Annotated in this window: 7 protein-coding genes and 1 tRNA gene; 5 read left to right on the top strand and 3 right to left on the bottom strand. The window is 59.8% G+C overall.

Features of this window, described 5'->3' with window-relative positions:
* Positions 1 to 863: 863 nt before the first annotated feature.
* Positions 864 to 940: transfer RNA gene (locus EIC84_RS22645), tRNA-Arg, on the top strand.
* A gap of 107 nt (positions 941 to 1,047) precedes the next feature.
* Here EIC84_RS22645 and EIC84_RS22650 read toward each other — a convergent pair.
* Together EIC84_RS22650 and EIC84_RS22655 are read right to left on the bottom strand one after the other, a co-directional pair.
* The gene (locus EIC84_RS22650) at positions 1,048 to 2,784 is read right to left on the bottom strand and encodes a M14 family zinc carboxypeptidase (protein ID WP_003063413.1); all 1,737 of its coding nucleotides are present in this window, start codon (positions 2,782 to 2,784) and stop codon (positions 1,048 to 1,050) included.
* Positions 2,785 to 2,997: 213 nt separating this feature from the next.
* On the bottom strand, positions 2,998 to 4,839 hold the full coding sequence (locus EIC84_RS22655) for a DEAD/DEAH box helicase (protein ID WP_003063411.1): 1,842 nt from the start codon (positions 4,837 to 4,839) through the stop codon (positions 2,998 to 3,000).
* Positions 4,840 to 5,103: 264 nt separating this feature from the next.
* Here EIC84_RS22655 and ettA point away from each other — a divergent pair, with 264 nt between their 5' ends.
* Positions 5,104 to 6,765 carry an energy-dependent translational throttle protein EttA gene (gene ettA / locus EIC84_RS22660; protein ID WP_003063408.1) on the top strand — a complete coding sequence of 554 codons (1,662 nt, stop codon included), beginning with the start codon at positions 5,104 to 5,106 and terminating at the stop codon, positions 6,763 to 6,765.
* A 48-nt stretch (positions 6,766 to 6,813) separates the two neighbouring features.
* Positions 6,814 to 9,117, top strand: coding sequence for a DUF1631 family protein (locus tag EIC84_RS22665; RefSeq protein WP_003063406.1), 2,304 nt, complete (start codon positions 6,814 to 6,816; stop codon positions 9,115 to 9,117).
* Here EIC84_RS22665 and EIC84_RS22670 read toward each other — a convergent pair.
* A complete protein-coding gene (locus EIC84_RS22670; RefSeq protein ID WP_003063404.1) occupies positions 9,114 to 10,151 on the bottom strand; it encodes a P1 family peptidase in 1,038 nt (345 codons plus the stop codon). The genes EIC84_RS22665 and EIC84_RS22670 overlap by 4 nt on opposite strands.
* A 162-nt stretch (positions 10,152 to 10,313) precedes the next feature.
* Between EIC84_RS22670 and EIC84_RS22675 the strand changes: the two genes are divergently transcribed.
* Together EIC84_RS22675 and EIC84_RS22680 are read left to right on the top strand one after the other, a co-directional pair.
* Positions 10,314 to 11,150, top strand: coding sequence for a MetQ/NlpA family ABC transporter substrate-binding protein (locus EIC84_RS22675; RefSeq protein WP_003063402.1), 837 nt, complete (start codon positions 10,314 to 10,316; stop codon positions 11,148 to 11,150).
* Positions 11,151 to 11,357: 207 nt separating this feature from the next.
* Complete coding sequence (locus tag EIC84_RS22680; protein ID WP_034361679.1) at positions 11,358 to 12,200, top strand: MetQ/NlpA family ABC transporter substrate-binding protein; 843 nt, start codon at positions 11,358 to 11,360, stop codon at positions 12,198 to 12,200.
* Positions 12,201 to 12,202: the final 2 nt, after the last annotated feature.

Here is a 12,202-nt window from a genome sequence, read left to right on the forward strand (position 1 = left end):
CCATGCTTGTGACGCTCATCCTTGGCATCGGCATGCATGTCGTCAAGCTGAGCAGGAAGCAAAACAAAAAACAGTTCCGGGCGAATTAAGGCCTCCCGGGACGGTTCATAGGGTATGGTGGGTAACTTAAACCACTAAGGAAACGCCTGATGCCAAAACCCAACTACCAATTCGAAAAAAGGCAGCGGGAGCTCGAGAAGAAGAAAAAGAAGGCTGAGAAGGCTCAGCGCAAAGCTACAGGGTCCGAAACAGTTGCGCCAGTCCTGAACTCTGAGGCACTGGTTGAGAACAAATAGGTAAGGGATAAGCTTTGTGTCGGTGCGACTTTTGAGAGTCTCAAAAGAGCCGCGCCGGCACGCCTTGCGGCGGGGGACTTTGAGTCCCCTTGATTGGGCGTTCGATTAGCTGAACTGGGGGGCGGCTAAAAACGTCTGGTGGAGATCTGGCCAGGCCGGCCCGGTCGGGGCTGATGCGGGAGCAACCCCCCACAGAGCACACCTGTCGCTTGTAGCGGTCTGTCTTGGTGCAGCGCAGCTCAACCTTTTTCTGAAATGTCAGCTCGGCCGGTGCTTGCCGGACGCCCCCCGAAGGGCTGCTTGCGCTCAAGGGCGTCGATGCCCTGCAGTCTCACCTTGACTTGTTCGTCTTGCCCTGGCTTGCCACATCGAGCAGTCAGGGCGTCGTCATCTGAGACCCCGACAACAAGGCGGATGAGGGCTGAGGCGAGCATAGGGCAAAGTCAGAGAGGGCTGCTATCCAGTGCATAATAACGACCGGTCATATCAAACGAGAAATGACCGATGCGGAGCGCTCCGCAAATCTAGGTTGAGGCTAGACCCAAAAAACCTAGTGAAATCAAGTATCTGCCCGTAGCTCAGTTGGATAGAGCAACAGCCTTCTAAGCTGTGGGTCACAGGTTCGATCCCTGTCGGGCAGGCCAAGCGAAGAAAAAGCCCATTCATGCAATTGCATGAATGGGCTTTTTGTTTCTGCATCAGCAGTGTGCGCAGAGTGCATTTAAGACTCTGCGATCTTGCCTCTATATTTTCATTCCATCTCTTCTTCAAAAACGACCGATGGTGCAGCGACGACGCGTGCAATGTCCGTGGGGGCAGTAATCAGGCTTTTGCTTACATAGCTGAAGGATGTGTCAGGCTCGAGGGATGCAGTCGCCAAATGCGCTTTTGCCTGGTTGAGGGTGATGTAGTAGCTGCCCATTGGCGCTTCAATGGCACCACGCGTCAGCACGGGGGTGTTGCTGCCGGTACGGGATGGGGTGTAGTTTTCTGCCAGCATCTGACCAGATTCTGCAATCTGCATGACTTGCACTCCCTGTAGGCGCAAACGGTCGACGGCTCGCCCTGAGTCAGCCGACAGCCAGTAACCGCATGGGCGGGGACGGCTTTGTTCGGGCTTTATGTTCAGCGATGAATTCCAGTCCACACGGGCTTCGATTTCCTGGCCGGATTCGGCCTGCAGCATGCGGATGGTGCGCTGCTCAGGTGTTTGTTTGGCCTGGATGGTTAGGGTGTTGCGGCAAGCGAGAGCGGAAATATCGCGGGACACAAAGGATTCGACCTGCTTCAGGTTTTTTGATTTCTCGGCCGTGGCTCGCAGTGCTGCAGTTGCCGCAGTGACCAGGCTGTGCACGCGGCGCTGAATGTGCAGGCGTCCCAGATCGGAGCCGCGGCTGGCTATCAGCAGAGCGACAGAGTTTTTGAGGCTGCTGGTGTTGGCAAGAGTGTCGGCAGTCAAACCGGCCATGGACATTGATTTGTCCTCAGGCTGAGCACTGGGCTGAAAAAACCATTCATTGCTGAGCTCTGCCTGCTTGAGAGCGTTGCGTATGGGTTGGCTGAACCACTCTCGTGCTGCCTTGTTGACAAATTCGTGTGCATTGGCCGTGGCAGCGGGTTGCAGTAGTACGTCGTAGCGCTGCACGGCCTGAAATTTCTGCAGCAACGTGCCAGCTGCTGCAAATTCACGTAGATCAATCACAGCTGCAGGCCGGTAGTTACGGGTCAGGCGGGCGAGGGCCTGTGCTTCCGGAGTGCTTAGCAGCAGATGATCGTGAACGAGGTCTGTGCCGTCTGCTGTGACGTGGCTGGCTGTGCCTGCCGCATCAGGATTGGCCCGGGGTACGATGATGATGTTGGTCTGCTGCAGCAAGGGCGCCAGCAGGCCGCCCTGGCTCAGTTCACGTGCGACGACCAACAGGGCCTCAGTGCTGGCAGGTTCGTCGCCACGTTGGCCGCCGACCAAGAGCACAGTGGGTTTGCCGCTGCTGTTGATGGTTGTTGCCTGGGTGCTTTGGCCTTGAGTCGCAATAAGCGCTTGAATCGGCAGTCCTCTTTGAGAGGTGCCGATAGTGACGGTGGACAGTTGCGAGCCGTTACCAGCCTTGCTGCTCACTGATTGCAACCATGCAGAAATTTCTGTCTGCGTGCTGAACTGCTGTCGCCCGCTACCCAGACCCGGAGTGTCATAAAGAGTGGTGGGGTCAGTAAAGCGAGACTCGATGGCCGGGTTATAGGGCAGGGCAGTCAGCTGTGGCGTAGGGGCAACCGCCTGGCTGATCACCGTAGGGGCGGTAGGAGAACTTGCTGCGGAAGGGGTTGGGGCCGGTGCCGGGCCTGACATGCCAGCCCAGGGCGGCAGCTGCACATTGGCACAGGCCGTCAATAGCACTGCCGAGCCCACTGTCGTCAGCTTGAGCATGCTTTGGGTCCAGACGGACTGCGTGCGCTTGGCATGAGAGAAAACAGGCTTGGTAAGAAATGTCATAAGTTCAACGCAGATAAAAAGAACATGCCAAGAGCGAAAGCTCAAGCTTCGCACATCTGGAGCCCATATTAGGTCGGCTGGCTTGCTGTCGGCTGTCAGCGCGCAGCGATGCTGCAGCTGGAAAAAACAGAAGGGCTGCAATATTGGAGATTGCAGCCCTTCAGGAGGTTGGGTTGAAGGTAGTTTCACACCTTCAGCCATAGACGCCGTGGATTAACGGCCGTAACCGCCGCCAAAGCCTCCACGGTTGCCACCGCGATTGCCTCCGCCGAAGCCACCGCGGCCGCCGCCAAAGCCGCCACGGCGACCACGGTCAGCCATGCTGTCCACGCTGGTGCGCATTGGATCTGGCTGGCCACCGGCATTGCTGCCGCGCGCGCCGTTGTGGCGGGCATGTCCTTGCTGCGTGCCCAGGTGCGCATCGGCGCGGGGGGGCTGGTCGTCGTAGCGGTTGCCGCGTTCGCGATCACCGAACTGGCGGGCGCCGCCGCGCTTGGGAGCGCGCTGCTGATCGTTGTTGCCCTGGGGGCGTGGAGCACGGTCGCTCGGGCCGAAGGAGTTGCTGCGTTCGCCGTTGCGCTCTGTGCCGCGATCGGAGTTGCGTTCGCCGCGTTCGACAGCTTGCAGGCCCTGGCTGCGCTGGCTGTTGACGCGGTTGTTGCTGCGGGGCTTGTGCTGGCGTGCGGGGCGTTGCTGTGCTTCACCTTCTGCTTCGCCTTGCTGGGCATCTGCGGCAGCAGGGCGGCGGCCACCGCGGCTGCCATTGGGAGTCTTGTTGGAGCGGATGCGCTCCATCATTTCCTGGCGGGCTGCCTTGGCAGCTGCCTGCATCACATCGCGGCTGGGAGGCTTGCCAGCGCCACCCCACAGGGTTTGTCGGCCCATGGCAATGGGCTCGGCGATTTCGCCTTCTTCAGGACCAAAACCTTCGATGGGCTGCACCGGAATCTCCTGCTTGGTAAAGCGCTCGATATCCATCATGAAGCCTTCTTCGTCCATGCAGACCAGGCTGACTGCGTTGCCTTCGCGGCCGGCACGGCCGGTACGGCCGATACGGTGTACATAGTCTTCCGAGATATTGGGGATCTCGTAGTTCACCACATTGGGCAGTTCATCAATGTCGATGCCGCGTGCCGCGATATCTGTTGCCACCAGCGCGCGCAGTTCGCCTGTCTTGAAGCCTTCCAAGGCCTGGGTACGGGCGCTCTGGCTCTTGTTGCCGTGCAAAGCCATGGCGGAAACGCCGTTCTTGGTCAGGTACTCGGCCACGTTGTTGGCGCCAAACTTGGTGCGGGTGAAGACCAGCACCTGACTCCAGTTGTTTTCCTGGATGATGTGCAGCAGCACCTGCTTTTTCTTGCCGCGTCCCACGGGGTGGATCACCTGCTTGATGCGCTGCACGGTGGTGTTGCGCGGCGTGACCTGGATGGATTGGGGGTTGCGCAGCAGACCATTGGCCAGCTCGCGAATTTCATCGCTGAAGGTGGCAGAGAACAGCAGGCTTTGTTTGTCCTTGGGCACCAGAGCCAGGACCTTCTTGACGTCATGGATAAAGCCCATGTCCAGCATGCGGTCGGCTTCGTCCAGGATCAGCATCTCGACGGTGGACAGGTCCATGAAGCCCTGACCAGCCAGGTCCAGCAGACGGCCTGGCGTGGCAACCAGAACGTCCACGCCTTTTTCGATGCGGGCGATCTGCGGTTTCATGCCGACACCGCCAAAAATCACGGTCGAGGTGATGTCTAGATACTTGGCATAGCCGCGCAGGTTTTCTTCCACCTGGGCCGCCAGTTCGCGGGTAGGAGTCAGCACCAGAGTGCGGATGCCCTTGCCGCCAAACTTGTTCTTGGGCGCTGCGCCGCTTGCCAGGCGCTGCAACATGGGCAGCGTGAAGGCGGCAGTCTTGCCGGTACCTGTCTGGGCGCCGGCCAGCAGATCGTGCCCGGCGAGAACCAGAGGAATGGCCTGTGCCTGAATGGGAGTCGGGTTTTCATAACCCTGTTCTTGTACGGCCTTCAGAATGGCTGGTGCCAGATTCAGTTCTTCAAATGTCATTGTGATCAATTGCGCCAATCCTGGGCGCGGGGTATCAGCCTGTCATGGCACCCGTGGGGTGCCTGGCCAGTTGTAGGCAGATATAGTTTGCGTGTTGGGAGCTTGGAAACGCTTCCTTTGTCCCCAGCTGAAGTGCTGCTGCAGCAGGCAACTGGACGCCTGTTGCGAGGGGTATTGTCGCATGCACCGATAATCATGGTTTGATTGCCGTGTAAAGCGGCACACTTTTTTGCATAAATCCAAGTAACTCAAAGCAATTCGGACATGGCTCAATACGTTTTTTCGATGAATCAGCTGACCAAGACGGTGCCGCCCAAGCGCCAGATCTTGAAAGGCATTTCCCTGAGTTTCTTCCCCGGCGCCAAGATCGGCGTGCTGGGTTTGAACGGCTCGGGCAAGTCTTCGCTGTTGAAGATCATGGCCGGTGTGGACAAGGAGTATGAAGGCGAAGCCATCCCCATGCAGGGCCTGTCCATCGGCTACCTGCCCCAGGAGCCTCAGCTCAATCCTGAGCACACCGTGCGCCAGGCCGTGGAAGAAGCCATGGCCGAGGTGAACAATGCCAAGGCCCGTCTGGAAGAGGTGTACGCAGCTTACGCAGAAGAAGATGCGGACTTTGACGCCCTGGCTGCCGAGCAAGGTGAGCTGGAAGCCATCATCGCTGCTGCGGGAACGGACTCTGAACATCAGCTGGAAATCGCTGCGGATGCACTGCGCCTGCCGGCATGGGACGCTATCGTGGGTCAGCTCTCCGGTGGCGAAAAGCGCCGCGTTGCCCTGTGCAAGCTGCTGCTGTCCAAGCCTGACATGCTGCTGCTGGACGAGCCGACCAACCACTTGGACGCCGAGTCCGTGGACTGGCTGGAGCAGTTCCTGCACCGCTTCAGCGGTACCGTGGTGGCCATTACCCACGACCGCTACTTCCTCGACAACGCGGCCGAATGGATTCTGGAACTGGACCGTGGTCATGGCATTCCCTACAAGGGCAACTACTCCGACTGGCTGATCCAGAAGGGTAACCGCTTGGAAGCCGAGCAAAAGGGCGAAGAAGCACGTGCCAAGGCCTTGAAGAAGGAACTGGAGTGGGTGCGCCAGAATGCCAAGGGTCGTCAGGCCAAGTCCAAGGCCCGTATTGCGCGCTTTGAAGAGCTGAGCGATTACGAATACCAGCAGCGCAATGAAACACAGGAAATTTTCATTCCTGTGGCCGAGCGTCTGGGCTCCAAGGTCATTGAGTTCACCAATGTCTCCAAGTCCTTTGGCGACCGCATGCTGATCGACAACCTTTCGATGAACATTCCCGCTGGTGCCATCGTCGGCATCATCGGACCGAATGGTGCCGGTAAGTCGACTCTGTTCAAGCTGATCGCGGGTAAGGAGCAGCCTGATTCAGGTACGGTGGATATCGGCCAGACCGTGAAGATGGCCTTTGTGGACCAGCACCGTGATGAACTGGCCAACGAAAAGACCGTGTGGGAAGACATCTCCGGCGGTTTGGACATGATCACCGTGGGCAAGTTCACCATGGCGTCGCGCGCTTACGCGGGCCGCTTCAACTTCAACGGCCAAGACCAGCAAAAGAAGGTCGGCAACCTCTCCGGTGGCGAGCGCGGTCGCTTGCACCTGGCCAAGACGCTGATTCAAGGCGGCAACGTGCTGCTGTTGGACGAGCCCTCCAATGACTTGGACGTGGAAACCCTGCGTGCGCTGGAAGACGCGCTGCTGGAATATGCCGGTACCGTGATGGTCATCTCGCATGACCGCTGGTTCCTGGACCGTATTGCCACGCATATCCTGGCCGCCGAAGGCGATTCCCAGTGGGTATTCTTTGACGGCAACTACCAGGAGTACGAAGCCGATAAGAAGAAACGACTGGGTGAGGAAGGTGCTGCGCCCAAGCGCATGCGTTACAAGGCGTTGAAGTAAGCATCAAAATGTCTCCAGCATCGGCTGGAGCGGGTATTCTTAGGGGCTATGAGCCTCGCACATGCATCCGTTTCCGTGCTGCGCACCTGCCTTGTCCAGGTGGTGCGTGGCGCTGATGCATTCGCGCTGCGATTGTTGCAGCGCACCGAATATGCGTTGGAGCAATCGCTTTCGACGGGTTTCCACTCTGTAAGGCGCGATGTGCTCGGCGCTGCGCTGCATAACCTGCAGCAGCACCGGGCCTCGGTGATCAGCAGCTTCCCGCAGAATTTGCTGGAGGCGCTGGTACTGTCAGCGCGCCAACCTTTTTCCTTTTCTGCACAGACGCTGGATACTGTCACTGGCCGGCTTTTGCCATTGGCGGCCATGGCCGAGTCGGCCAGCCGTCAGCTCAAGGCCGAGCACAAGCTGGTGCAGGTGGTCGAGCCCCAGGTCGAGCTGGCGCTGGCCGATCTGGATGCGTTGATGAGCGGCGCTCAGGGGCTTGAATCCGCTCGGCCAGAGTGCAATCCGCTGCGGCTGGAGAACTATGTACGCGCTTTGAGCCAGTCGTTGACGGCTGTTCAGCCCGTCACGGAAGTGGCCGATTGCTGGCATGAATTCATGTCGCAGCAGCTGGGCTCGATTCTGGCTTCTGAATATTCCCGTGCTGCCAATTTGCTGCGCCAGCATGGCGTGCAGCCTGCCCGCTATGGCGCGGACGGCGACACCCGGCCTCAATGCCTGCTGACCTTGCGGCTATTGCAGGAGTTGGCCTCAGATCTGCGCTGGATTGATGATTCGCGTTGCACCGTACCCCAGTCGCTGACGGACTCCATGCTGGCGGGTTGGCCGGCGACCGAGCCGGCCTCTATCGCGCCTGTGCAAGATTCGGGGCTGGAGCCAGGCTGGACTTCGTATTCGGCCAATGCGCTGCAGACTTCGCAACAACCCTGGGTACCCAGTGCTCTGAGGGGATTGCGCGCACCACAGCCCAGTCAGGCGCCCAGTGCTCTGATTCAGATACGCACGCTGCAGCGAATGATGAGCCATATGACCAGCGACGGCCGCCTGCTGCCGCCGGTGCAGCGGGTCTTGTTGCGGCTTGAACCCATGTTGAGCCAGTTGGTGGCGCAAGACGGTGTTTTCTTTGAAGATCGCTTGCACCCGGCACGGCAGTTGCTGGACGAGCTGACGGCTCGCAGCCTCTGGTTTGCCAGCGAATCTGCTCTGGGATTTGCCCACTTCATCACCGTGGCAGAGGCTGCGGCGAACCAGTTGGCTAGTGCAGGGCAGGCAAATGCCAATGTATTTGCCCGAGTGCTGCAATTTGTGCGCGAGCAGTGGCCGCCGGAAGGTCGTATGAGCCGCGTTGCGGCGCTGAGCCAGCATACCGAAGTCGAGCATTCCACGCGGCAAGGGCTGATGAGCTCGGCGCTGGGGCTGGTCGATCGCCAAGTTGTGAGCGCCATCGAGCAGATCAAGCCCGATGCCCTGCAACTGGCGCAGATGATTCGAAGCCTGCCCAGTGCCAAGGGTGTGCCTGAAGATATTCTGGATTTTGTGACCGGCCCGTGGGCCGGTGTGATTGCCCAGGCACAGCAGCGGGCCGAACCAGGGCAGGAGCGCGACCCGGGGGGCTATCTGGCGCTGGTGCCCAGCCTGCTGTGGAGCGTGTCGCCGCAGGCTGCTCAGGATGTGACGCGGCTGGTGGCCGTGGCGCCCAAGTTGCAGCGCCGCCTGGCGCGAGGCTTGCGCAGCGTGGGCCGCACGGATGTCGAAATCGCCGCACTGGCGGCCCGGCTGGGAAGCCTTCAGCAGCGGGTATTGGATGCGGCCGAGGCCGCGGGCCAGTCCGGCTCCGACGAATTTGCCAGGGTGGATGTACTCGGTGAACTGCCCAGCGTGCTGGCGGGTCTGGATGGTGCCTCAGAAACCGTGCGCGCAGGACTGGATATCACCTTGCCGGTACTGACCGACAGAGTCGAGGATCCGCCATCAGTGGCCGTGATGCGAGAGGCGCAGGTTCAGGCCGCAACCCATTCCTCAGGGCCTGTCTTCAAGACCACAGCGCTGCAAAAGATAGTCAGTGCTCCATTGGACGCGACTGAAGCAGTTGTTTCTGCTCCCATGCCGGCGCATGCATCCATGGGGCAGAGAAAGCCTGCTGATGTTGCCGAATGGCCTTTGGGCACCTGGGTGGAGCTGTGCAACGAGCGCCAGCAGCTGCGCACCAAGCTCACCTGGGTCAGCCCGCAGCAAAGCCTGTTTCTGTTTACCGCCGAAGACGGAAGCACCCAGTCCATGACGCGCCGCATGCGCGATAAATTGCTGACGCAGGGACAGTTGCGGCGACTTGAGGCGATGGCCTAGCTGCTTGCGCTTAAATCCTGATGGCTGGGTAGTGTCGTCTGGCCTTCGATGCGTACCGATTGAGCCAGCAAGACGGCGCGTGCGGTGGCTATGGCCACGGCTTCGGCCGCCAAAGTGCTCAGCGTCATCATTCCCGGCGATTTGCCGCTGCGACCCGTGCCCAGGGCAAACAGGCTGTCGCCATCGCTCATGGTGTGCACGGGGTTGATGGCACGTGCCAGGCCATCATGGGCCACCACGGCCAGACGGTGGGCCTGGGCCTTGGTGATAGCGGCGTCGGTCGCTACGACGCCTATTGTGGTGTTGCTGCCGGCCAGAACCGGCCTGGGCTCTTCGCCCGCCAGCAAGGCATCGCGGGTGCCGCGCAATTGCAGGCCGTCTGTCGTGCGTGCCCCGGCCAGCAACTCGCCGTTGAAGGGGTTGAATACATCGCCCAGCGCATTGCAGGCAATGATGGCTCCTACGGTGACGCCATCGACGGTAAAGCTGGCCGTGCCTATGCCGCCCTTCATGGCGCGCTCGTGGCCGAAGACCTTGCCCACCACGGCGCCAGCGCCAGCGCCTACGCTGCCCTCGGCGGGTCGCCCGGTGCCAGAGTCCGGCCGCGCATTCCGGCAGGCGGCATAGCCGGCCGCAGCATCGGGGCGTATGCGCATATCGCCCATCATCACGTCGAAGAGCACGGCCGCCGGCATCAGCGGAATGCGGCCCACGCCGATACTCAGGCCGGCACCTTGCTCTTCCAGCCAGCGCACGGCCCCTGTGGCAGCGTCCAGCCCCCAGGCGCTGCCGCCGGCCAGCATGATGCCGTGGACCTCCTGCACCAGATTGCTGGGGTGAAGCAAATCGGTCTCGCGCGTGCCAGGGGCTGCGCCGCGCACATCCACACCGCCCACGGCACCTTGAGGGCAAAGCACGGCGGTGCAGCCCGTGGGGCGACGCGGGTCGCTGAAATGGCCGACGGAGATGCCCTGCACACGGCCGATATGGCCTTCGTGTGCGAGCAGATCTTGAATCGTTGAAAAAGCGCTCATGCCAGTACTCCTTGTATTTCTTATATGTTTTTATGGATAAATAGATGGTTTTTTATTCTTTAGGGTTTGCCCGTGTAGGGGTCATACTTGCTCACATTGTTGCAGCTCGGTAAACAAATGAGAGCCGTACTGCCCACGCGCATCCAATTCAAGGAGTGATCCATGCCCGCCCATTTTTCTTTTGCCGCCAGCCGCCGTGCCGTTCTGGCCACTGCCGCAGTAGCATTGCTGGCGACTGCCGGTGTACCTGTTCTGGCGCAGGACCAGGCCAAGAAGAACCTGCTGATTGGCGCCACCGCCGGCTCCAACTATGACTTGCTGCAAAAAGGCATAGTGCCTCAGCTGCAGAAAAAGGGCTATCAGATCAAGCTGATCGAGTTCAATGACTATGTTCAGCCCAATCTGGCGCTGTCCGACGGTTCGCTGGATGCCAATTTCTTCCAGCACCGTGCCTATTTCGATCAGTTCACCACGGATCGCAAGCTGGCGCTGACTGCGATTGCTCAGGGCCCGGTGGCACCCATGGGCGTGTACAGCAAAAAGCACAAGTCTCTGGCCGATATCAAGAGCGGCGCCAAGGTGGCTCTGCCCAATGACCCCAGCAACCTGGCTCGTGCATTGCTGGTGTTGCAGCAGGCAGGCCTCGTCAAGGTCAAGGAAGGGGTGAACCCGGCCCGTATCTCCGAGCTGGATCTGGCCGCCAATCCCCACAAGCTCAAGTTTGTGGCGCTGGAGGCAGCCCAGTTGCCGCGTGTGCTCGAAGATGCTGACTATGTGGTGGTCAATGGCAACTTTGCCGTTTCCTCGGGTCTGAAGCTGAGCGAGGCCGTGGTGCTGGAAAAGACTCCCGATCTGTACCTGAACGTGGTGGCCGTGAAGACCGGCAACGAAAACAGCCAGTGGGCCAAGGATCTGTCTGCTGCCTACCGCTCGCCAGAGTTCAAGGCCGTGGTGGACAGCCAGTTCCCCGGCTACTCCAAGCCTGCTTTCCTGAAGTGATGGGGTTGGACTGAAGACGCCAAGGGCCGCGATGCGGCCCTTTTTTCATGCTCGTGGATTTGCCGGTTTTAGATGAAAAGCAAATAAGAGCATGGGTTTTTATTGGTTGGAATTTGCTCTCCCTGTCTGGATACTGCAAAGGCCTCTGCATGGATGCAGAGTCAGACCTTTGATATCAAAACACAGTACATCAACGAGGAGCAAAGCATGACCACTCTTTTTTCCGTAGCGCACCGCCGCCGCAGTCTTCTGGCCACCGCCCTGCTGGCGGGAGCCGCTCTGGCTATGGGTGCCCTGCAGGCCGCAGCCCAGGACGCCGGCAAAAAGCAACTGGTCATCGGTGGCACGGCCGGCTCCAACATCGACCAGCTTCAATACGGCATAGTTCCCATTCTGCAGAAGAAGGGCTACAAGGTTCGCCTGGTGGAGTTCAACGACTATGTCCAGCCCAACCTGGCTTTGGCCGACGGTTCGCTGGATGCCAATTTCTTCCAGCACGAGGTGTATTTCAACCAGTTCAAGGGTGACCGCAAGCTGGATCTGACGGCCCTGGTACAGGGGCCGATTGCGCCCATGGGCGTCTACAGCAAGCAGCGCAAAAGTCTGGCCGAGCTGAAGGAGGGCGATCGCATTGCCCTGCCCAACGACGCCAGCAATCTGGCTCGGGGCATTCTGCTGCTGCAGCAGGCGGGTCTGGTCAGGCTCAAGGAAGGCGTGAACCCGCTGCGCGTGTCTGAGCTGGATCTGGCCTCCAATCCCAAGAAGATCAAGCTCGTGCCCCTGGATGCGGCTCATCTGCCGCGCGCGCTCGATGATGCACAGTACGCCATCATCAACGGCAACTTTGCGATCTCCTCGGGCCTGAAGCTTTCAGATTCGGTGCTGCTGGAAAAAACGCCCGAGCATTATCTGAACATCGTGGCCGTCAAGACCAAGGACAAGGATGCGCAATGGGCCAAGGATCTGGCTGCAGCCTACAAGTCCGCCGAGTTCAAGGGCGTGGTGGACAGTAAGTTTGCGGGTTATGCCAAGCCCGCATTCTTGCAGTAAGA

The sequence above is a fragment of the Comamonas sp. A23 genome, assembly GCF_004522605.1.
In the GTDB taxonomy this organism is placed as follows: domain Bacteria; phylum Pseudomonadota; class Gammaproteobacteria; order Burkholderiales; family Burkholderiaceae_C; genus Comamonas; species Comamonas thiooxydans.